Annotated in this window: 16 protein-coding genes; 4 read left to right on the plus strand and 12 right to left on the minus strand. The window is 44.9% G+C overall.

Annotated elements, in window-relative coordinates:
• Positions 1-100: 100 nt before the first annotated feature.
• The 10 genes from G9G54_RS23710 to G9G54_RS23760 form a co-directional block, all read right to left on the minus strand.
• Positions 101-6,190 (minus strand): aminotransferase class III-fold pyridoxal phosphate-dependent enzyme, encoded by a 6,090-nt coding sequence (locus G9G54_RS23710; protein ID WP_238808383.1) that lies wholly within the window; start codon positions 6,188-6,190, stop codon positions 101-103.
• On the minus strand, positions 6,165-7,385 hold the full coding sequence (gene fabD / locus G9G54_RS23715; RefSeq protein WP_165179833.1) for an ACP S-malonyltransferase: 1,221 nt from the start codon (positions 7,383-7,385) through the stop codon (positions 6,165-6,167). Before fabD ends, G9G54_RS23710 begins: the two co-directional genes overlap by 26 nt.
• A 628-nt stretch (positions 7,386-8,013) precedes the next feature.
• Positions 8,014-8,799, minus strand: coding sequence for an S-layer homology domain-containing protein (locus tag G9G54_RS23720; RefSeq protein ID WP_165179834.1), 786 nt, complete (start codon positions 8,797-8,799; stop codon positions 8,014-8,016).
• Positions 8,800-9,195: 396 nt separating this feature from the next.
• Positions 9,196-9,591 carry an SAM-dependent methyltransferase gene (locus tag G9G54_RS23725; protein ID WP_238808385.1) on the minus strand — a complete coding sequence of 132 codons (396 nt, stop codon included), beginning with the start codon at positions 9,589-9,591 and terminating at the stop codon, positions 9,196-9,198.
• Entirely contained in the window at positions 9,588-10,115 is a 528-nt protein-coding gene (locus G9G54_RS23730; RefSeq protein ID WP_165179835.1) for a GNAT family N-acetyltransferase, read from the minus strand. The genes G9G54_RS23725 and G9G54_RS23730 overlap by 4 nt, the downstream gene beginning before the upstream one ends.
• Before the next feature lie 525 nt (positions 10,116-10,640).
• Positions 10,641-10,943 carry a putative quinol monooxygenase gene (locus G9G54_RS23735; protein WP_028541298.1) on the minus strand — a complete coding sequence of 101 codons (303 nt, stop codon included), beginning with the start codon at positions 10,941-10,943 and terminating at the stop codon, positions 10,641-10,643.
• Between the two features lie 93 nt (positions 10,944-11,036).
• Positions 11,037-11,831: an SDR family NAD(P)-dependent oxidoreductase gene (locus G9G54_RS23740; protein ID WP_165179836.1), complete on the minus strand. Its 795-nt coding sequence runs from the start codon at positions 11,829-11,831 to the stop codon at positions 11,037-11,039.
• Positions 11,832-11,968: 137 nt separating this feature from the next.
• A complete protein-coding gene (locus G9G54_RS23745; RefSeq protein WP_165179837.1) occupies positions 11,969-12,997 on the minus strand; it encodes a helix-turn-helix transcriptional regulator in 1,029 nt (342 codons plus the stop codon).
• A gap of 1,055 nt (positions 12,998-14,052) precedes the next feature.
• Positions 14,053-15,117 carry a Gfo/Idh/MocA family protein gene (locus G9G54_RS23755; protein ID WP_069291929.1) on the minus strand — a complete coding sequence of 355 codons (1,065 nt, stop codon included), beginning with the start codon at positions 15,115-15,117 and terminating at the stop codon, positions 14,053-14,055.
• A gap of 117 nt (positions 15,118-15,234) precedes the next feature.
• Positions 15,235-16,143 (minus strand): AraC family transcriptional regulator, encoded by a 909-nt coding sequence (locus tag G9G54_RS23760; RefSeq protein WP_165179838.1) that lies wholly within the window; start codon positions 16,141-16,143, stop codon positions 15,235-15,237.
• A 490-nt stretch (positions 16,144-16,633) separates the two neighbouring features.
• Here G9G54_RS23760 and G9G54_RS23765 point away from each other — a divergent pair, with 490 nt between their 5' ends.
• The 4 genes from G9G54_RS23765 to G9G54_RS23780 all read left to right on the plus strand — a co-directional run bounded on the left by G9G54_RS23765 (position 16,634) and on the right by G9G54_RS23780 (position 21,063).
• Positions 16,634-17,842 carry an MFS transporter gene (locus G9G54_RS23765; protein WP_165179839.1) on the plus strand — a complete coding sequence of 403 codons (1,209 nt, stop codon included), beginning with the start codon at positions 16,634-16,636 and terminating at the stop codon, positions 17,840-17,842.
• Between the two features lie 113 nt (positions 17,843-17,955).
• Positions 17,956-19,197: an aspartate aminotransferase family protein gene (locus G9G54_RS23770; RefSeq protein WP_165179840.1), complete on the plus strand. Its 1,242-nt coding sequence runs from the start codon at positions 17,956-17,958 to the stop codon at positions 19,195-19,197.
• A 33-nt stretch (positions 19,198-19,230) separates the two neighbouring features.
• Positions 19,231-20,280: a 2-amino-2-deoxy-D-mannitol dehydrogenase GutB1 gene (gene gutB1 / locus G9G54_RS23775; protein WP_069291925.1), complete on the plus strand. Its 1,050-nt coding sequence runs from the start codon at positions 19,231-19,233 to the stop codon at positions 20,278-20,280.
• A gap of 30 nt (positions 20,281-20,310) precedes the next feature.
• Positions 20,311-21,063: an HAD family hydrolase gene (locus tag G9G54_RS23780; protein ID WP_165179841.1), complete on the plus strand. Its 753-nt coding sequence runs from the start codon at positions 20,311-20,313 to the stop codon at positions 21,061-21,063.
• Between the two features lie 363 nt (positions 21,064-21,426).
• On the opposite strand, the gene G9G54_RS23785 is transcribed toward G9G54_RS23780, so the two are convergent.
• Positions 21,427-23,028, minus strand: a complete 1,602-nt coding sequence (locus G9G54_RS23785; RefSeq protein WP_165179842.1) for an alpha-amylase family glycosyl hydrolase — start codon at positions 23,026-23,028, stop codon at positions 21,427-21,429.
• A 178-nt stretch (positions 23,029-23,206) separates the two neighbouring features.
• Positions 23,207-23,683 (minus strand): RNA polymerase sigma factor, encoded by a 477-nt coding sequence (locus G9G54_RS23790; protein WP_165179843.1) that lies wholly within the window; start codon positions 23,681-23,683, stop codon positions 23,207-23,209.
• Positions 23,684-23,716 lie beyond the last annotated feature (33 nt).

The following is a 23,716-nucleotide window of genomic DNA, read 5'->3' on the forward strand; positions in this document are numbered from 1 at the left end:
TACTCAATTTTTCGGCAAAATAATACGGGATTGGCCAATTCACTTAACGTCTCACATTAATATACGTTCGCATGTTAAGAAGTCATTTCGTTTCTTGACATTAAGCGAACCAGAACTGCCTTTGATCCGGGGTTAGTGGAATGACCGTTTCATCCACATCCACTGTCGATACTTCTGAAGGGTCGGCTATAGACACACTTCGCTTACCTGGACCTGGGCCTTTCCCGATTAAGGTCAGATCAGGCAGGAAGCCCCCTTTACGCAGCTCATCTACACTGTCCTTGACAGCTTGTATGATCCGCGCAATATCTTCCTCCGTATGAGCGGTCGACAAGAAGCAGTTCCGCCCTTCCCAGATGTAAATACCCTTTTCCAGCATGTGATAGAAGAAAAGCTCCAGATCACCCTTGAGTACAAAGCGAAATAGTGAACCAAAGTGAACAATCTTCATGGGTATCTGCTCATGGGTAAAGTAACTATTTAACTCTGCTGCCAACGCCGAAGTACGGCTGTTCAACTGATTTTGCAGCTGTTCGCCGTGGCTCTCCAAATAATCCAACACTGCTAGAGATGCCGCCATCGCCAGCGGGTGATGACAGAACGTACCGGCTACAAAGGTTCGCCGATGCTCATTCTGAGGATAGGAACCATCTCCGAAGCTCCAGGTGCCACCGTCAATCCCATCCATAAAGGCGGCCTTCCCTGCTACGATACCGATTGGCATCCCTCCGCCAATAACTTTACCGTAGGTCACAAGGTCAGCTTGTACACCAAACCACGCTTGAGCGCCTCCCGGTTGAATTCGGAAGCCTGTAATCACTTCATCAAAAATAAAAGCTGTACCGGATTGCTCCGTGATCTGACGAACCTCTTGTAAAAAGGCCTTCGGCTGAAAATCAGGACGACGACTTTGCACCGGCTCCACTAGCACAGCAGCCAGCTCCTGCCCATGTGTACGTATATAATCCAGCGATTCTTCCGTTCCATAGTTAAGTACAACGATATCGTCCACCATGTGCTGCAAGATACCAGGCGCAAGAGGTGTGGAATGCTCCTTATTGTTGCCAGCGCTACCCAACGCAAGCACCCCATCGAATGTACCGTGATAGGAGCCGGCAAAAATGGCTACTTTGGCTCGTCCGGTGGCAGCACGCGCCAAACGGAGGGCAACCATAACCGCCTCGGTGCCGGAATTGTACAAAGCGATCCGTTCTACACCGGTCAGCTTGCAAATCTTCTCGGCGACTTGTCCTGCCATGTTGGACATAGGTCCGACACACATGCCGTTCTTTAGCTCTGCCTCAATTTTTTCACGGATAAAGCTTGGATTGTGCCCAAACAGATTAACACCAAAACCCATGGTTAAATCTACATATTCATTCCCATCCAAGTCCCAGATTTTGGAGCCGTCTGCACGTTGAGATACAATTTGATAGACCATTTCCTTCAAAATAGGCCGGAATCCGGCTACATTACGGTTATTCGCGTAGACAGACCGATACTGCTGAGTGTACTGCTTGGTGCTTCGCGTCCGAGCAGTATAGCGCTCAATCAGCTCTTGCAGATGTTGTTCTTGTCGTTGTGAAAGCAATTCATGGGCTTTGACCTCCAGCTTTTTATAAGGCGTAAACGGTTTTGCTTCATGGCCTGCCTTCTTCGGAACAGCTAGTACCGGTGAAACAGTAGCTAATGCAGTTGCGACTTCCTGTTTGGTTTCAATGATCTCTGCGCTTCCTCTATTTGCTGACGACAAACCCCTTTCCGGTTGAAATGATTGAGAAACGGATGTCGGAGGAGTCGGTTGAGTTCGGAGCACATCAAGCTGCTGTGACATCACGTGCAGCTGCTGCTGCAAAATCTGCTCGATACCAGCAGAAGTCGCTATAACTGTTGTGCTTTGAAATGGCTCTTGCCCGGACGTAACTATTCCATGAGTCGATGTACCAATTGCGCTGGAATCCTGCCCTGTCCAGGTTGATACTGTAGTAGCATCTACCCGATTAAGGGGTATTTTCGGTTGGCTTTCCAGAGCACCAACTGCTGCCTCGTCAGAAACGGAACTCACCTGATCTGCAACGTAGCTAGTCAACAATTCGAGCGTGGTCAGCGATTCAAAAAATTCATTCATTGGGACATCCAGGTCGAATGTATCCTTGATGCTGTGGCGGACCTGGGACAAATTAATGGAGTCCAGCCCTAGTTCTAGAAAATGTGTTTGCGGTTCCAGTTCCTCAAGACTAAGTTGTGACACATTACCGATCATTTTCGCTAATTTTTGTTGAATGGAAGATTTATGCTGTTCAGTAAACGACGCTGACGTCGAATACTCATTCCCCATAATTTCAGACTCCCTTACTATAGTATTTTTATAAACGGGTGTAGTCTGCTCCGCTCGAACCTGTTCTGGAACATGAATCCAGCACCTTTTCCTTTCAAACGGATACGTAGGCAGCGAAATCCTTTTGTACGGGTGACCTGCGTATAGCGTGTCCCAATCTATTTGTGCCCCTTGTACATACTTCACTGCTACTTGCTTCAGTGCTTGCAAAGTGTCTGAGCTTCCGACGGCTGTTTCTGTACCAACATTACTATCTACTTTCCCAATGTATACACCTTCAATGGCCTTGCCCTGCTCATGAAGCTGATGTAATTTCGCTTTCAGGGCCTCCGCTCCTTCGGCTATCACAGCCACTCGATATGTTAAGTGACTTCTGCCTGTGTTAGCCGTATAGCAGACATCCTCCATCGGCAATTCTTCCTCACGTTCAAAGCAATCCACGTACCGTGCAATCAACTCGCTTAAAGCTCCTTCAGTTCGCGCCGATAGTGTCAGCAGCAATGGCGATGATCCATTTTTTCGGTCGGTGGTTTCTTGGTCCGCACCCTTTTTCGCTATATATTCTTCCAGCACCACGTGACAGTTTGTCCCGCTGAAGCCAAAGGAACTCACCCCGCATCTTCTCGGGAATCCGTCTGTCTTCCATTCCCTCAGTCTAGTGTTGGCATACACCGGAGATTCTTCAAAATGGATGTTCCGGTTGGGTGTGCGAAAATGAACGAGCGGTGCAATTTGCTGATGTTTCATTGACAGCACGCATTTGATCAATCCCGCAATCCCAGCAGCTTCGTATAAATGCCCAATATTCGTTTTGACCGTGCTTATCGCCACAAACTGCTTGCGCTGTGTAAATTTGCGGAATGCTTGGGTAATGCCCTTAATTTCAACGGGGTCACCCAGCTTGGTGCCAGTACCATGGGCTTCAATATAGCTTACCGTCTCGGGATCGATCCGTGCATCACGCCACGCCTGCGAAATGACTTCTGATTGAGCCAGCGCATTGGGCGCGGAAATTCCAATCGTACTGCCGTCCTGATTAATCGCGCTTCCTTTGATCACACCCAGAATGTGATCTCCGTCTTTTTCCGCTTGACGAAGCGGCTTTAAGAGAACGGCTCCAACGCCTTCGCCCCAGCCAGTGCCGTCCGACTGATCGTCGAATGCTCGTGCCCGGTCATCGGAGGATTCCATGCCAATGCCAGCTTTCAACGGCAGCAAAATGGTCTTCACTCCACCGGCCAAAGCCATCTCGCAGTCTCCATTCAAAATCGACTTACACGCCAGATGTACCGCCACGAGTGACGAGGAGCATGCCGTATCAATGGTCAGTGCCGGGCCTTTTAAATCAAGCAAATACGCAATCCGACTGGAGATAACGGACGGAAGATTGCCTATGCCAAAGTTTGGAAGCGCCCCTGGCTCCACTTCGGACAACAATCGTTCATATTCAAAGCTGGTTTTGGAGAATCCAACATACACTCCTACCTTTTTCCCCGACAGCTGTTTTCCTCCATAGCCTGCATCCTCAATCGTGCTCCAAGCAGTTTGCAGAAATAAACGCTGATTCGGGTCCATCAGAGAAGCTTCCCGTGGAGTTAGCTTGAAGAAGGTGTAGTCAAATTTGTCGACTTCATCCAGATAGCCACCTTCGGCGATTTGCATGTTTCTCCCTTCCATATTCAGACGGGAAATAAAAGCTTCGGCATCCTTTTTTCTTTCGTCGCTATATGGACTGATATGGTCTGTACCGGAAGCTACATTCGCCCAAAACTGCTCCAGTGTATCCGCATGAGGAAACTTACCGGACATGCCAATGATAGCAATATCCAAGTCCTCTACCTCCTCTTTGGATTCTGGTTGCGGTGCTGTAATCACCTTATGACCTAAATCCTGACTGGATATATATCCAGCTAGCTTGGCGATAGTCGGATAAGAGAAGAAGTCCGTTACCTCAATATGAATCCCGAGTTGTTCCTCTAATTGGTCCACGATCTGAACGAGTTGTAAGGAAGTTACGCCGATATCAAAGTAGCTGTCTTCCGTTCCAATTAACTGTACATTTAAAATAGCTTGGCAAATCCCAATCAGTTTTTGCTCGATCTCACCTTGATGAATAGGGGCATGGTTCGCTACCTGTGTAATTTGAGTGGCCTCCGCCAGGGATGCCAATACTGCATCAAATTCTCCCTTCTCGTAGCTCTGAGCTAGCTTGTAGCGCTGAACCTTTCCACTAGTAGTTTTGGGAATACGGCGGATTGGAACTACATCTTGAATATGCCATCCTCCCCGATAGTTCAAATGGCTTTTCAGCCTTTGAACTGTTGGCAAAAATAACTCTATTTTTTTCGTGTGCATCACAAAAACAACAATACGATCCTGTCGAGTTTGTGCATCATGTACACCGCAGACAGCTACTTTCCCCAGATCCACCCCGTCCAGTTCCTCTGCAATCCTTTCGATATCATGCGGATAAATGTTCTGACCGTTCACGAAAATAATATCCTTGGCTCTACCTGTAATCACCAGTCGTCCGTTTCTCATAAAACCCAAGTCTCCGGTAATGAGCCAGCCATCCTCTGTCTTGACCTTTGCGGTAGCCTCGGGATTATTATAGTACCCCGCAGTCACATTTTTGCCGCGAATTTGAGTGTATCCGATTATATTGTCCTTTAGCACCTGATTTTGCTCATCACAAATACGAACGGAGGTGTTGGCCATGGGGTAGCCCAAATCTGCAAACGTAAGACAACGCTTATCGGATGAATCTACTTCTTCTATAGGTTCACCTACATGCAACTGCTGCCGATTTAAATGAATGGTAACAAAATTATCTTTATCCAAAGGTGGAGTGGAGACACCTACGCTTGCCTCTGCCAAGCCGTATACAGGATACATGATATTTTTTTTTAATCCATGTACACTCATGGCTTCCATAAAAACATGGCAAAGCTCCACCGATATGGGCTCAGCCCCATTTAAAATCATGCGAACACTTGACAAATCCCAGTTATCCGCTGTTTTAGATTTATATTGATCAAGGAAAAATTTATAGCCGAAGTTAGGAGAACAGATTTGAGTCACCTTATGCTCCGACACCTTTTTTAGCCATAATGAAGGACGTCTTATAAAAAGAGCTGTTGGCATAATGAGCTGCTTGGCATGGGCGATGATACAGGTTAAATGAAAAGCGATCAATCCCAAATCATGTGTGAGTGGCATCCAGCCCAGATACGCATCACTTGAAGTCATTCCCGTTTGACTGGCGATATCCCGAATATTGTATACGAGATTCTCATGCGTCAGCATGACTCCCTTTGGATCACCTGTCGAACCAGAGGAAAATTGAATAAACGCCAAATCCTCCGGTCTGGATTCATGTATGGTCCCTTTGTTCTGATCGGAATAATTAAAATCATGACTAGAAAAGGTCGCTTTTTTTACAGAATCAAAGAAATCCAGCATCTCATGCTGGTGAGAATACTTTTCTAGCTGCTCTAATACTTTATGATCCGCAATCATGTAAGGACAAGTAAGGGTACTCCAGATTTTAAACAGCTTCATTTTATGTTCATCATTATTTCCGATACTTACAGGTACGGGGACGATTCCCCCGAGCAGACAGCCCCAAAACACATTCACAAAGGTATGATTGTCTTCAATTTGCATAATTAGCTTATTGCCAGGCTGTACTCCTTTTTCCTGCAATTGATGAAGTACCTGCAGTGCTTGCTCCAGAAGCTGACTGTAGCTTACATACTCCTCCTGTGTATCACCCGAAATGAAAATAATTCCATTTTCAGTTCTACTGGCTCGGTCCTGAATGATTTCAATTAAAGTTTGAAACTGCTCCATCCTGATCCCTCCTCAAAAGGTCTAAAACTTCCTCCTGCTCTCCTGCAGATACTTGTTTGGTTTGCAATATCAGGCGAATACACTTCAGCGCTTCGCGTCTTAGTTCATAAGCAGAAGAAGATTTGCCCGATTCTATGCTTTTGAGTAACTCCTCCAACCTGCGAATAGGTAAAATAACCCCCTTATGATACTCATCCTCATTCCAATTGGCATTGGGTATGGACACCGCCACCGCCAGCGGTTTGACCAACCAATCACGGATCGAAAAACGACGTTCCAGTTCAATCCGATCCAAGTCTCTGTCCAAGGAAAGCACCTCAATAGCGATGTTTGTTTCCTTTGCCAAGTTTTTCAGCACCGTTCGCGGTCCTAATTCAATCCCCTGCTTCACCCCATGTTTCTCCATATACTGCATCGTTTGTATCCACCGCACTGGACGGATCATTTGCAAATGCAAACCTTGACGAATGCTGTTGGCATCCGAATATGGTAGTGCTGTAACATTAGAAATGACAGGCCACAGTGGTTCATGAAACGTATATTTTTGCAGTTCCAATGCTAATCGGTCAGCAGCATGCTGCATAAGCGGGCTGTGAAAAGGGCCGCTGACCTGCAAGCGGGTAATTTGGAACCCGCGTTGCTCTAATTGTCCTGCCACCGCAGCAACAGAGGCATGATGACCAGAAACGACGTATTGATAGGAAGAGTTATAACATGCGATGGTAATAGGCTGACTGGTTACGGCATAATGATCGCACAGCTCTTCTAGCAGATTTAAATCAGCCCCACGAACAGCAACCATGCAACCCACTCCGGCCTCTGAGGCTTCTTCCATAAAGCGTCCTCGTTCTTGCACCACCCGCAAAGCATCGCCAAACGACAAGACTCCGCTGCTTACCAATGCAGAGTACTCACCCAAACTATGTCCTGCCGAAAATTCAGGAATAATCCCAACATCGTGCATGTAACGTCTGAATGCGATGACACTGATCGTGAGAAGTGCCGGCTGGGTGTAGGATGTTCTCGATAATTGAGAGATGGGTCCTTCCATACATAAAGTTTTCAAATCATACCCCAAAATATCAGCAGCCTCTTCAAAAATGTGACCTGCCTCTGAAAAACCATCATGCCATGTCGCTCCCATCCCGACATATTGAGACCCTTGTCCCGAAAAAAGCAAAGTCATGCGGTTCATGTCCAACCCCTTTCCTCACCATAAAAAAAGCGGTAAAACAAATGTTTTATGGGATCCAGATGTTCACATTCCTATGTATTTAAAATAGATACAGCAAAAACAACAAAATGTCTTGCCACAAACAAACAGTAATCGACATGTTAAAGTAAATCGTTTTTGAGTTTCATGATGTAGTTAGAAATAAAAAGTGTGTAAGTAGACTTGGAAGTGTAAAAAAATGGAGAGTGCTGGAAGTTCAGGCTTGATACTTAGAAACTTCAGCATCATAGATGAGTGTAGTAAAACATAGATTAAGGCTATTAATTTATTATAAACATTAAAATGAATTAAAGTACAGTGATATATAATACATATATTTTATAAACAAAAACAATCCCCTCTTTTGTTTAAAAAAAGGAATTGTTTTCAGCTTTTTAATGAATTTACATGAAAATTTCATATTCTAAACTATTGACTGGCATCTATCGTTAAAACAAAAAAGCCGCCAATTTGGCGACTTTTATACATTGTTTCATTCGACAGTAATCGACGGTTAGGCATCGTCATAGATACGTAACTAAATAAGTAGAAAAATGCAAAGCGATTTATCTCTTATGCAGTTTCCTTAATGGCTACAATGTGCAAGCGGCTAGTGTCGATCCTCCACTGACTTCGTTGTAGCTTCGTACAAACGCTGTAAAATGGTAACAGCTTCAGCCCGTGTGACTAGCGCTTTTGGGTGAAGGTATCCTTCATTAGCAGTAAGGACTCCCATCTTGGTTAGGGTGTAGAATGCTTCTGCCTTTTGATCCTGGGAATCTCCATCATAGTTGTACTCTTCTCCAGTCTTGTCGATGTACAGCACCGGATAGTAGGCCGAGAAATTGTCATTGTAATTGGCCTGACGAACTTTCATATCCTTGTACTGCGCAGCTGCGGAAATCACTTCCTCAATCTCAGGATGAAGCGTCTGATTGGTATAATCCGTCCGAAGAGAGGCGATCATCATCACATCCCAGCGGGTCAATGGTTTGTCAGGTTTGACATAGAATTGATAGTTTGGATATTTCCCGCCAACACTTTCAGCATACGGCCAGACGTAGTCCCCGTTGAATATTGCTGCAAAATCTTTATTCGCCCAGTGTTTACGCGCATCCACAAAGTCGGAAGGTTCGCCGGAAGAATGATCGATTTCTGGAAAAAGCTTGTGAAACATATGTACAAATTCCGCTTTCGTTATGGTTTTGCTTGGCTTGAAAGTCCCATCTGCATAGCCCTTGACAACGCCCTTGTCGACCATGGAACGAATCGATTCGGCAGCCCATTCATATTTTGTTCCTTCCACATCAGGAAACGTGTTTGCCGCGAATGCAGATTGACCGAAAAACAGTGTCGTCGCAACCAACGGAGTGATAAGCCATTTCTTTTTCAACATCTCTTTCCACTTCCTTTAGGTAAAATTTATGTATAAAATAGTTCTATAGACTCAATTTTATATCGGCATTTCAAAAGAAAATGATGATATTAGAGAGAAAAAAGCACTGTTAAACAGTATTTTGGAATATCGACAATCTGTGTTTAAAAATGTTATGGATACAAGTTCTAAAGCCTCTCCATATTCGGGTAGACCCGTCGGGAATTGAGGAAGCTTGTGGAGGCCTTCATGGCCCGTTCTCGCTTTTTACTCTTTTGACCTAAGCCTGTAAGTTCGATCCTAGCATCGATTAACCGCTTCATGCGATGAGGAATCTGCATTAGTGTAATCTGCCCGTTAGTTAAAAAACAGCCGAGCGCTCGGCTGTTTTTGGTAGCGTTGAACTATCGTTTTTAGTTAGTTTAGCGAATTCCACCCCATAGGACTGGGAAGCTCATTCGCTCCAAAATATTGATACGCATCTACGCTTATAACTGCATCGAAGTATTGTTCCGCAAAAGGCAAGTGGCAGGCATCTGCATGGATGGGGATAATTTGGCTTTCCAAACCAAACTCTCTGAATCTTCTATAGTTTTCAGTTGCACTAATCCATAAATCGACAGCAAATATGGTTATGTCAAACTTTTGCGCCAGATAGATAGAAGTAAGTCCGGTCCCACAGCCCAAATTCAACACTCGCATTCCTTTCTGCAGAATCAAATTTTTCGATAGCTCCTCGAGCATGATAATCGAACTAGGCCCCATTAAATTTGCTCTTATGAAATCTACGTTATCTAGATCTCGACGGATCATTTCTGCTGACCCCCTCCTACTTTCTTCATTTGATATTTCCAATAAAGAAATTCTTCATCTTTGTGATCAATTTGAAATCCTAACTTCAATAACAAATTCTTAGAGCTGTTATTGTCAGGTACGCATCTTGCCGTTACGATTTGGACTTCTTCATGATTTAAGGACCACTCTATTAATTTTTGAGCGGCTTCATAGCAATAGCCTTTGCGGCGATGACTTTCATTCGTTGCAAAACCGATCTCAATCTTACCGTTCTGATCAGGATCTCCTAAAAAACCAATCCCTCCAACAATTTCTTGGGTATCCTTCTCCACAATGATCCAAGAATCAAAACCTCTAGTGCCATTATTTTTTATCAAAAGTTCTCGAAAATAAGGTAAAGCTTCAAAAAAATCAGGACCCGGCCATTCATCACTGGTTTTATAACCCAAAGCTTCAATAGCACCTATATCACGTTGGGCTGCTGCTTCGATTAAATTAAGATCAAGTGTTTTTAATAGGAGCCGATTCGTTTGAAGTTTCATGTATTGTCCACCTTTCTACTTACTTAGATTGAATCTTTCATTCAAGAAGTCTGGTTGTATTGGACCAAATTGGAGTAATTCCCTTCTATCCCCCTTTGCTAAAATTAGAAAAGGGCAGGAATGAACATACGTCATTCCTACCCTCATATCACCTGCTATTTTGCCACAAAAAAATCCGCGCTGAACCAGCACGGATTGGACTCATTATAACAGGTATCCCTAAGGATCTGGTAGTATCCGTTGTTCTTAACTAATTCCGAAGCTTTCAAATCCCCACCCGTAATACAAAAATTGGGCAGACGAATAGTAGGTGCATGAAAACCTCTTTTTATGGAATTGGATTAGTAAAGAACAGCTCCAGACAAAAAAATCTCTCCTTAGTGAATTACCCTTATTATACCAGGGCCAATTTTATCTGCCAACCTTTCACATGTTTCAAAAGTGTTTCATTAGGACTATCCTGCTGGTTAGCTTAAAAGCAACCGAGTGATCGGCTGCAGTGGTAGCAGCAACTGCAGCATGACCCTACAGGCCTTTTCCCCCTAGAGCACGCAGTTTAATGGGCTCCGCTCCAATAATCAACGGTCGGCCGCGTTGTATCGACGCCAGTACCTCTTCGTTCTTAAGGCTGGCTGCATGGGCATCTGCATCTTTCCACAGTTCGGTCACATACACCGCATTCGGGTCGTCGTCTGACACATTGACTATATACAAATAGCAGTCATTATTCGACTTCAACAGATCGGCCGCTTCTAGCAAGATGTCTGCAAGAGCATCCCTTTGCCCTGGACGTGCCGTCAACTTTCCATACATAGCAAAATGGTTCATGATCCTCATCCTACCCTCGAGTGATATTTGACTTCATCTTATTATAATGTTCCGCAATGTCAGCGCTAATTTCAGCAAGCTTCTCCACAAGCGCTAAAAAATAGTCGGTACCATTCCCCCATCCATACGGATTGGAGAACCTTTAAATGCAGATGCATAAGGACTACATACAAATGTAGCTAGTCTACCTATTTCAATAGGCTTGATAAATCGCTGTATTTCAGATTGAGGCAGGTTTGTAACCATAAAATCTTTCTCTTTTTCTGAAAAAGTCATATCTTTATGAGGATACATACTCTCAATGATTTGGTGCACATTCTCAGAGAGTGTTGGTCCTGGCATGATCGTATTGACTGTAACTTCTGTCCCTATTGTTAATTTAGATAAGCTTTTTGACAATGATAACAACATAGATTTTGTCATACAATACTGCGGCATTTGTCCTGAAGGCATAATTGCTTCTTCACTCGCAATAAAAATAATGCGGCCATAATCATTTTTCAACATTTTAGGTAAATAAAATTTTGATAATCCATTTGCAGCAAGAACGTTAGTACGGAAGTATTTTTCCCATACTTCATCGTCTACGTCCTCATATTGCATAATTTCATAAATGCCCGTATTGTTAACCAAAATATCAATACTAGGGTATTTTTCAAATAAAGCTTCTCTTTGTCCAATATCCACAATATCGGCTGTCGCATTTTGAGGGGAGGTCGCTGGGAAATTTGACTTAATTTCATTTACAGTTCGTTCTACCTCTTCATAATTTCGTCCATTAATTAGTACATTAACACCTTCTTTGGCTAGTTCAATGGCAGTTGCTTTACCTATGCCTTTCGTTGATCCTGTAACTAAAGCTGTTTTATATTTTAACCCCATATCCATAATACACTTCTCCTTTTTCAAAACAGTCTTGAGCTCTGGATAGTGATTATATTATCTTGTCTGGATTGTCCAGTAACTAGCATATTGCGCCAAAGTTCTTGTTTAACACGCCAAATGATAAAACTCATTAGGCAGTCCTAACGTGCTCCTGATATCGAGTTTGTACCTAAGTGTTCAGTCCGCCAATTTGAAGGTGTATCACCCTCCCATTGGCGGAAGGCGCGATAAAACGAATTCTGGTCTTCATATCCAATCAAAAATGCCACCTCTTTAATATCGAGCGAGGGGTCTGCCAAGTACTCTCGTGCCTGCTCATGCCTAGCTTGTGTCAATAGAAACTTGAAGCTCGTATTTTCGTCAGTAAGCCGGCGCTGCAAGGTACGATCGCTCATACTGAGCTCCTTCGCCACAGCCTGAATGTCAGGACGCCCTCCTGTAAGGCTACGTTTCATGATCCATTTGACCATCTCAGCAATTGAGCGGCTGCGCTGCTGCTCATCCAACGATCGGTCCAGAGCAGGAGTCAGGATTTCCAGCAACTCTTTGTTGTACGAGACAAAGGGACGGTCCAGATCTCTTCGATGTAGCGTCAGTCGGTTACATTTTGCACCAATTCGGATGCGACAGCCGAAGTATGCTTCAAGGGCTTGTACATCGCCCATGGAGTGCGAAAATTCAACAAGCTGCGCTGTCAAAGGTTGACCTGTCCCCCGGCGTCCAATCTCCAGAAGACAAGCCAGCGTAATACCCACCAGCATCGGCGGGCCAGATTGCTCGGGAGACAGCCATTCCAGATCAATTGTACAGTGCTCGCCCTTCTCAGTGATATGTAGGTTTTCCGGGGGACACAGTTGTTTGTACCGAGCCATTCGGTTTAGAGCGTCGCGGTAGTCCCGAGCATGGTAAGTCGCTAAGACAGTCGGTGGGTACTTCGCTGTATCAAAGACGGTCGCAAGCTTGATGATTCCTTGTGCAGTGTCACCAATGAGATCAGAATATGCCTGCCAAATCGCGAAATATTGAGCGGTGGTGACTACTGTTTCAGTACTAATGGTGATCGGCAATCGTGCTTTGCGAGCTACGTCGTGGGCGCCAAACCCTAACTGACATAATCCTGCCCACAATCCTAGCGGGATTTTAATACGGTCAGAGGTGTGAGACTTCATATATATGGGCCTCCTTTATCTACTTGCATATTCATTAGTTTTGGTTGCGATGGGGTCCCTCTTAAGTACACATAAGAATACTCTTAAGTATGTTAGGGTGTCTACATTAACGTAATAAGCTGCAGAAAATGCTACATCTTCTTGTCATCTGTGCTACTTTCAATCAATGAAGAGGAATATGGCGAATTACTTAATCATGATAAAATTCAGTTAATGGCATGAACGACTCATCCTCAACACCAAAAAACACACCCATATGTTTATGAGTGTGTTTTTAAAACCTCAAATCACCGACACTCCTAGGAATGTCATTCCTTCATGCTTCTTATATTTTAAAAATTAAGGCTTCAAGAAAGGCCCGTTTTCACCGATCTTACCGGAGGCAGGATTATCCGGGAGATCAAGTACAATAAACCTTTTGCACCCCAGCGGCTAGAGTAGTTGTACACAACATCCTGTATGATTTTATATCTTTATCGTGTTCAGCATTAATCAAATCCTGGTAGGTTGCACCTGGTGACTCTCATTGGATCACTGTTGGCTGCATTGCCGCTTGAAACATGATTCGCACCACCTCGGTTGTTCGAAGGGTCAGCATCGACGTTTTTTGCATTGATCAGCATTGATCGGCGTTACAACAATTACAGATGTTAATACAAGTATCCCCGTGACGATCTCTCCCTTCCTCTTTTCTCGTACAAATGATTATTCTATCACTCTCATGGATTATTTTATGTTTTTATGGAAGAATTCAGAGTAGAATATGTTGATTTATAAGGAGGAAATAGCGGATTTTATGTAAAAACTTCTTTTCTCTTGTTACGTGTTAATTAAACCTATTTGAAATCTCAGCAACTTAAAAATGATCAAGCAATAGAATTCGGTTGTGGAGCGATACCCGCTTGGTTTTATGGTGGGCAAAATTATTTTGCTCACCATTTCAAAGGTTTACTGATTACTTAAATGAATCCCAAAATTTCATTAGATCAATACTGTTTGGTTCTCTCCAGGATCCTATATCTCTCTCTTATGATGGATCGAAAAATAGAGCGGATTTAAATAGTTCTTCGAATCACGCTTTTGGTTGCTGCCGCCTCAAAAATCGTCTCAATCAGCACCAATACACGGTGTACTTCTTCATTTTTGATCGCAATCTCCGCTTTTCCTTCGATGGTGGAGACAAAATTCTCATAAAAGCTTTCTGCAGCAGCAGGTATTTTCTCAATCGGGAACCTAAGGGTGGATTCCTCAGACGGCGGCGCCATCGTTTTCGTCAATCCTTGACCTGCTTGAATCGGCTTGGGTTCCACGTGAGCGACATCTGGATTTCGGGTGACGATCTCTCCACTCAAATCCCAATCTCTAATCATTGCGGTTCCTTCAGTTCCTTTAATATACCAGCGCGGCAGCTTTACGTAATTGGTTGTACCCACTTCAATGACTGCGGTCAGACCGTCCTTGAACTCAATAAAGCTGGTAAAGCCGTCATCCACTTCAGTCCCCAAAATATAGCTAAGGGTAGCAGCTACGCTTTCTATTTTGCTGTCCGTAATCTGAAGCAGCTGGTCCAACAGATGTACTCCCCAATCCAGTAGCATTCCTCCTCCATACGCCTTTAGTTGCCGCCAGTCACCTGGGATGCCATTAGCCCCCTGAACTCGCGATTCCAAGTGGAAAAGATCACCCACGGTCTTATTGCCAATTATATCTTTGATAATTCGGAAGTCTTCATCCCATCTACGGTTCTGATGTACTGTAAACACACGATTTTCTTTCTTCGCCACCTCGACAATGTCCAATAAATCCGCGCTCGTTATCGTAACCGGCTTTTCACAAATGACATGTTTTCCGGCTTGCAGTGCCTGGATCGCGATTTCCTTATGAACATCATTAGGTGTTGCTATCAAAACAATATCCACGGCCTGATCGGCAAGGACGGCATCCAAGCTGGCATAGGTTTTATAGCCGGCAGCCGCAGCCAGTTCCATTCGGTAATCGACAATATCATATACACCGCCAACGGCAAGTTGCTGATTAGATTCGATCAATTGAACATGGTAGCTTCCCATGCCTCCATAACCGATAATGACTACATTGTATATACGATTGCCCATTTTCATCTTCCTCCACTCCTGATTTAAGCCCACCGCATATCAAGTGGTTGCTCATAGATCAATAAATTTTAATGTCCTCGTAACTCTCCCTTCACTTCGTCGGATAGCTCTATCATACAAATCTCATGAAAAGCTTTCCTCCTCATTTCTTGCTGTTTTATTCCCGAATATTGTCCTGCGGTATTTCAATGGTGATGTTCCTGTTGCTTCTTTAAAGAGATGATGAAACGTCTTTACACTACTGAACCCTGCTGCCTCTGCGACCTCAGTGATCGGATTATTTTCATTCAACAAAATCCATTTTGCCTTATTCAGTCTGTAATCATTCAAAAATGCCACAAAGGTCATCCCCGTATTCTTCTTAAATAGCCTGGCGAAATAATAGGGACTGAACCCCATATAATCAGCGACATTCTTCAGCGAAATGGTTTCATGATAATGGCATTCCACATATTCAAAAATACGTTCCAGTTTATTAAGGGTGTCCTTTGATTGTGTTAAGGGTCTTTCAGAGATTTCAGGAAGCCTTGGCGTCATGCTTCTCGGCACTTCACGCATAATAAGAGTCAACATCTCAAACAACTTGGCTTTGATCATATAGGCATGACCTTCGTGGTGGTTGACGTTCTCATCATAAATGCTTTGAATCAGAGGAAGCATTTTAGCTACTGTTTCTTCTGGCCAGTTCCAGCTTGATTGCTCCATCTCCGTAAATATATATCTAAGAGGGCGTTTCTGATCACTTAATGTGGAAACCTCTTGAAAAAAGCTCAGATCAAATTGAATAACCACCCGTTCGCTGTCGGGAGAAGCCAAGAAATAATGAACATCACCCCCATTTATAAACTGAACTTCACCTTGTTTCATGCGTATCGAAATATCGTTAATTCCCAGATCCAAGGTTCCCTGGGTCACATAAATAATTTCAATTTCTTTATGCCAATGAGGATAGCAAAGCACGTCGCCTTTATTAATAAAACTCCGGAAAGGAAAATGTCGGTCAAGCTCCGGGATTTCTAAATAAAAATTCATTTTGGTAGACTCCTTTTGTTGTAAAGTTCAAAAAAGCCGTACACATGACTATTGATAATTATGCTGCACTGCATTTCTTCTTGCCTTCTTCATTTTTCTCCTTCTCGACTTTCGAATAAATTCCCTCTCCCTTTTAACTTGTAAGCGGTTAACATTCTTTTTCCTACCCTATCAATCATAGTTGTATTAAGTAAAACAACTATTAGGTATCCTTACTAACCTAATTTTGCAAACACAAAGTTATGCCTCAATTATGAGCGGTTTGGCGCCCGAAAACAATTTGGGCTGATCTTATTTCTCCCTTCCGCATGCAGTTTCTTCAGATAAACAGGTTTCGCCTTAACTGGATTAAGCAAATACGTGTAAAATTGTCGAACGATTATTTTTACAATTTTTATATAATTACATATGTACATTTCCAAGAAAAAGGTATAATCTAGTAAAGCAACAGAATCCATATAAAAAATATAGACTTATGGAGGGACGGACCTTGAAGAGACTATTCGCTTTAAGTTGTGCTTTCTATCTGTTAATCGGCATTACTAGTGTGGTGCTTGGAGCATTACTGCCGGTCCTACTGCCTTACTATGGACTGGGGTACAGCGATGGCGGATTATTGTTGTTCCTTCAGTTTTTCGGATTTCTTGTCGGTGTTCTGTTCTCCCCCTTCATGGCTCTACACATCGGTCGCAAGTCTATGCTGTCCATTGCCCTGGTTAGTATCGTAGCAGGGTATGCCATCTTGGGGGTACTCCCCTCATGGACCTGGGTTATCGTGATGACCATCTGGGTTGGCTTCGGCTCAGGCATCATTGAGTCATCCATCGGAGCGTTCACGATTGAGTTCACCGAAGAGCAGAAAGCCGTAGCCATGTCCAAGCTGGATGTCTATTTTGCACTTGGTGCACTGCTCATTCCCGCAGTGGTAAGCCTGTATATCTGGCTTGGAATGTGGTATTTGACCTTCTACACCATCTCCCTTCTGACGTTTATTCTGGGGCTATTCTGGATTACCATGCCTACTTCCTCCTCTTCCCACCTTATCCAAGCAGATCTCCAAACCTCTGAGCGATCGGTCGAACAAGCCCGGTACTCTCTACAGCACCGTGTGTTACTGGGAATATTCATTGTATTCTTCTTTGTTTACATGGGGCTTGAACTGGGGCTCATGAACTTCCTGCCCTCTATTCTGATCGAGACCCTGCAGATTCGGGAATCCGTAGCTTCGTTGGGTGTTAGCATACTATGGATTGCGATGATCATCGGCCGCATGTTCTCAGGGAAGATTGCAGAGTCCGCAGGATATATTCCTTTCCTGCTTTGGAGCGGAATCGGAACTTTCTGCTTTCTGGTCGCAATGGCGTTTGTCTCCAGTCAGTGGGCTACATACCTTCTGATTTTTGGTGCAGGGTTATTCATGTCCGGTCTCTTCTGTATTGCCCTCGTCTATGCGAACGTGCTGATTCCGGGAATGACCGAGAGAACGACCAGCATTCTAATTGCGTCAGGCGGAATTGGCGGAGCAGTGCTTCAATATGTAACAGGCTGGAGCATGAGCGAATGGTCGGTGACGGCTACCCTTTGGATTTTGGCGGCTTTCAGCCTAATTTTGCTGCTGGCGGTCATTTTCTCGCATCTGTGGAATGGCAGGAGCAGACGGGTAGTTGACTCCCTTGTCCATCAGGGCAAGGAGGGATGAGATTCTTTATTCTTGGGGGAGGTGAGGCCCACCGCTTTATGTTGTAACAGGGCAGTACACTTTTTAAGGATGTACTTAATGAGAATGTATATTCTGATATGGAGGGAAACATCGTGCATACCTTAACCAAAGAACGCTTCAGATACGGAAAAGGCATTACTCTGATTGACGATTCCGGTAAGGAATATTTGGATGGCGTGTCTGGCACCTTCAATCTATCGCTCGGTTATAATCACCCTCATGTCGTCACCAAAGTACAGGAACAAGTCGCCAATCTTGCCCACATGTCCTCATCCTTTACCGAGCCTTACGTCGAGGAAGTCCTGGATCATCTGATCCAGTATACGCCGAACGGCATCGACGCGGGATGGATGAGAGATATTACCGGCTCCACGGCGAACGAATGCGCTGTGAAGCTAGCCCAGAAATATACGGGAGCGCTCGATATAATCAGCCTGTATCTATCCCATCATGGGCAGACCCAGTTCGCAACAGGCATATCCGGCAACGCCTTCCGGCGGAGGAAGTTTCCCAACTCGGCTGCAGCGAATTCCCTGCATGTACCTGCTCCCTACTGCTATCGCTGCCCGTTTAATTCTTCGCCTGACAAGTGTGGCTATCAATGCGTCGAAGCCATATCGGATGCCATTGAGTATGCAAGCTCAGGTTCTGTGGCCTGTATGATTATTGAACCCATCCTGGGCAACGGAGGCAATATCATCCCACCTGCAGGATATTTTAAGCGTCTCCGTCAGCTGTGCAACGAGTACGGGCTGATCCTAATCGCTGATGAGGTGCAGACCGGGATTGGGCGGACAGGCTATATGTTTGCAAGTGAACTGTTTGATATCCAGCCAGATATCATTACTCTCGCCAAGGGTCTCGGCGGCATTGGTGTACCGGTAGCAGCAGTATTGATGCAGTCTCGTCTTAATGTGCTCGAGAAGCACGAGCACTCCTTCACCTCAGGTAGTAATCTAATCTCGGTTACGGCAGCTAAAGCCACGCTAGAGGTTGTATCTGAACCCGGTTTTCTGGAAGCCGTTCGGTCCAAAGGAAGCCTGCTCGGGACCCTGCTGACGGAGATGGCCGACAAGCACGATTGTATCATTGGTGAGGCTCGCGGAGTCGGCTTGATGTGGGGACTGGAAATTGTCGACGAGGATAATGCCCCAGACGCAGTTAAGAGCAATGCGATTATCGACCGCGCTTTTGCCGAACAGCAGCTGATTCTCAGAGGCTCCCGTTACGGTTACGGCAATGTGGTCAAAGTGAGACCTTCCCTCACGGCTACGGAAGATGAAATTGTCGAAATTGCCAAGCGGCTTGACGCTGTTCTGACCACCCTTCACTAACCATCTGCCTAACAGGCAAAAGGAGGACTATTTATGCTTGCACTGGTATACAAATCGGCTTGGGATGTCGCACTTGAGGAAAGACCTATCCCGGAGATAAAAAAAGATAACGATGTACTCGTCCGAATTCGGGCGACAGGCGTATGCGGTACGGACCTAGGTATCATTAGTGGCAAATATCATGCCGTTCCGTCCACTATCTTGGGCCACGAATCAGCGGGGGATGTGATCGCTGTAGGATCAGCCGTCAGTTCACTGCAGCCTGGGGACAGGGTGGTGATTGATCCAACATACTACTGTGGCCAATGCGAAATGTGCCGGACAGGAAGACAGAATCATTGCACACACAAATCCGTAACCGAGACCGGAGTCAGCGCCGACGGTACGTTCACCGATTATTATGTGACTGAGGACCGTTTTTTGTACAAGCTGAAGGACCATATCAGCTACGAAGAAGCGACGCTGACCGAACCGCTGAGCTGTATGCTGACCGGAATCAACCAGATTCACCTGCTGCCGAACTTCACAACCGTTATTTTAGGCGCAGGTCCGATCGGGATTCTGTACAGTTATGCTCTTGCTTCGAAAGGCATAACTGGTTGCCTTGTTGACATCTCGGAGGAACGGCTCGCTATAGCGGATTCTATTGCTCCCGAACGGTGGTCCGCGCACGCCACACTGGAGTCGGCCATTCATGAGCTGGCTCCGTTAAAAAATCAGGTGGACATGATTGTGGATACCACAGGAGTGGTCGGCACTGAGGTACTAAGCCAGCTTGCGAGCGGCGGGTATTTGATGCTGGTGGGGCTGAGAGATGGGATAAGTTCGTTTAATCCGAAAGAGGTAGTTGACCGTAGCCTTAAAATCATCGGCTCGATTGATTCTCTGGGCACGTTTTCCACGGCGCATTACCTGATTGAGCAACAAATCATTCCCGCCAAAAAAATCATAACCCACTCGTATCCGCTTGATGACTACCATGAAGCCTTTAAGACGCTTGGATGCAATATCAGCGAGCGGACACTTCAGCCTTCGTCTCAGGCGATCAAGATTGTACTGCAATCTAATGGCTCCGGCAACTAAATTTAGCTACTAACAAGGGAGAGAATGGACATGACGAGCATCCATCATGTTACACCGACCAATAATGAATGCACAGGAGACCTATCAGCGTCCGTTCCGGTCAAAGCGGTCATTTTCGACATGGACGGTGTGTTAGTAGACAGCGAACCGATTTACTTTGAGGTCGAACGCAGCTCCTTTGCCCATTTCGGTGCGCCCATGACGGAAGAAGAGCATCACACCTATGTCGGAGTGACACTCGAATCCATGTGGCGTCAAGTGCTGGACAGGCATCAGCTCACCAATACGGTGGAAGAGGTCCTGTCCTATCACCGAAAAAATGTGATGCAGACGATGATTGCACACGAGGGCCTTGTGGCGATTGACGGACTGGAGCGGTGGCTGGACTGGCTGAAAGAGAAAGGGATTCCGGTCGCGGTGGCCTCTTCCTCTCCACGGGCGCTGATTGATCTCATTATGGAAAAGACAGGACTTGGCCGTTACTTCGACATTCGAATCACCGGTGAAGAGGTATTGCAGGGTAAGCCTGCACCGGACATCTTCTTATACGCCGCCGAGCAGCTAGGCATTGCACCGGCCCATTGCATCGTTATTGAGGATTCACAGAACGGGGTCCAGGCAGCCAAAAGTGCAGGAATGTACTGCATCGGCTTTCACAACCCCGGCTCCGGCCGGCAGGATCTGTCCAGAGCCGATCGCTGGATTCTCAGCTATGACGACCTGTGGGCGATCAAAGAGAATCTACCGTTCGATGAGCAGTTGCTTGCTAAGAGCAAGAGCTGAAAGGTACCGGAAGGTATACCTCCTTTATAATCATATGGAATCGTCCGATCTTTACTATGATTGAGGGTATTAAATAATGCCCCTTGGAATATATACGGGAGAATGTCATTTATCCTTCCCTGTGTGTACTCTAAGGGGCGTGCTTTACATCGAAGTGGTCTAGTTGAAACCAGTAATTTCCCGGTTCAACACACAACTGTCGTAAAAACTGTCTTTTTGACATATAACTGATCTCCTGACGGTTTTAAATCCTCTATTCGTATGTAGCAAAACTTATATAGAAAAATGGGGTGCTGTTAACACCCCAAACTGGATTCATCGATATATATCCTGCTTCATCTGAACGGTAATTTTGCCCTATATTCAGCTCTTTCTGTCTTCTTCGGTAATTAGAGAACTGTAAGCTGGAATTGTAACTGTTCCTTTCTTCACCTTTACATCCTTTGAGGTGGAGAAGACCACTTTCCATTTACCCTTATCGAAATCTTTTATCTGCAAGGTAACCGGCTCTCCAGACAGGTTATGATATACATACATTGTTTCTTTGCCTGAAGTACGTTTAAATGCGGTCACGCTGGCAGAACCTGCTTGTATAGGTTGCAGACTGTCGCTGCGTAAAGCTTCATGTTCTTCCCTCAGACGGATGAGTGTGCGATAGCTTTCCAGTAAGGAATCATCGTCCCTCAGCTGCGCTTCCACCGATACCTCGCCTGTGTTGTATTTGGGTTTCTCCCACGTCGTTTGACCAGGGCCATCTCCCTTGTACCAGCGCATAGGCTCACGAAGATACTCATCAGGCTTCTCTCCCTTCATGCCGATTTCTTCCCCGTAATACAGGAATGGCTGCCCCGGAAGCGTCAAAAGAATGGAAGCGGCCAGCTTGGCTTTTCGTACATCCCCGCCCAGTTCGCTCATGACACGGGTCTGGTCATGGTTGCTCAGGAACGGAGCATCGAGTGCCGCCTTATTATACGAATTGTACAGTTGCAGCGTTTTCTCGGCGAATGTCGCGATACCCTGATCCCGGCCGTTTTTCACGGAGTTCAAAATCGTTCCACCCAGGTCAAAATTAAACAGGGAGTGGAGCGGTCCGTAATAAGGAGCAATGGTCTCCGGTTTGTCCCATACCTCTCCTGCCAGATATACATTTGGATTTACCTTCTCCATCTCGGAACGGAATTCATTCCACCAGGCGATGTTCTTATCCGCACCATCCTTCGTCTGTCCTCTAAAAATATGCATCGCCGCGTCAAGCCGGAACCCGTCTGCACCCTGCTGCAGCCAATACTTGCCGACTTTGATCATTTCTTTGCGGACTTCGGGATTGTCAAAGTTCAGATCCGGCATGCCCGACCAGAATGTACCGTAGAAATATCCTTCGCCGTTCGGATTCTTATGCCATACCTGCTGACCCCACGAGCCCTTTTCATCCAGATCTGTGTTCTCATCCGCCCATACGTAATAGTTGTGGTATTTGCTTTGTGGGTTGGCACTGGCCTCCTTAAACCATGGGTGCTCGCTGCTCGAATGATTGATAACAAGGTCCATGATCACCTTGACGCCCTTTCGGTCCGCTTCTTTCATCAAGGTGCGAAAATCATTTAGACTCCCATACTGCGGGTCCACCTGATAGTAATCAGTTACATCATATTTATGGTAGCTTGGAGATGGATTTAGGGGCATAAGCCAGAGGCCGCTGACCTGCAAATCCTTACCCGAATGGGGTTTGCCATCGTTTAAGTAATCAAGTTTTTGTGTGATTCCTTTCAAATCACCGTGTCCGTCTCCATTCGAATCATAAAAAGAATTGATATAAATTTCATAAAATACGCCGCTTCCAGTAGAAACCGGAGGCTTATGTCTGTTCAATTCCTGCTCTGCCATTGCACCTGAAGCGAACATCGTGAGCATAGGCACCGTTAACATGGCGGTGGACAATCTTCTTAAGCGTTTGTTACGTGTCAAAACAAATCAGCTCCTTTGATTGTTATGGGTGCGCTTTCATTATAAATAGAAACAATCCAAAAAAAGGGGATATTTATTATCTATTATGGTGGAAAATATCGATCTTATTGTTATATCTCTGTATCAAGCAAAAAAAGGAGCAGACTCTATGTCTACTCCGCTTTTCATCCAAATCAGTTCAGGAAATATATCTTAATTTAATGCGTTTTGAAGCTCTGTGCAGCGAAGACTTTACTGAATTTTCACTCTTGTTTAAGATTCTAGCCGTTTCTTTTATGGAGTATCCTCGGACTACACGCAATTCAAGTACCGTCCTTTGCTCGGTATTACTTGCCATCAAAAGAATTCGATTGACCTCCTCCTGAATTTCAAAATCGACGGTATCCCAGTGGTAGTAAAGCAGCTCCTTACGTAAGTTGTATTCATCCATCTTTTTTCGTTTTCTTATTAAATCTATAGCTAAATTTTTGGCAATTCTCAGAAGATAAAATCGAATACGATCTTGAGGCAAGTCAGGTGAAGCTCTTATAAACCGAATAAAGCACTCATGCAACAAATCTTCGGCATCCTGTTTGTTATGCAATATCCTCAATAGATATCCAAAGAGATCTGATTTGCAAGATAAATATAGATCCTCCACATCTTTAATATCCATATTATTGCTTATCCCTTCTGTTTTGATTTAAAT

The sequence above is a fragment of the Paenibacillus sp. EKM212P genome, assembly GCF_011066115.1.
GTDB lineage: Bacteria > Bacillota > Bacilli > Paenibacillales > Paenibacillaceae > Paenibacillus > Paenibacillus polymyxa_B.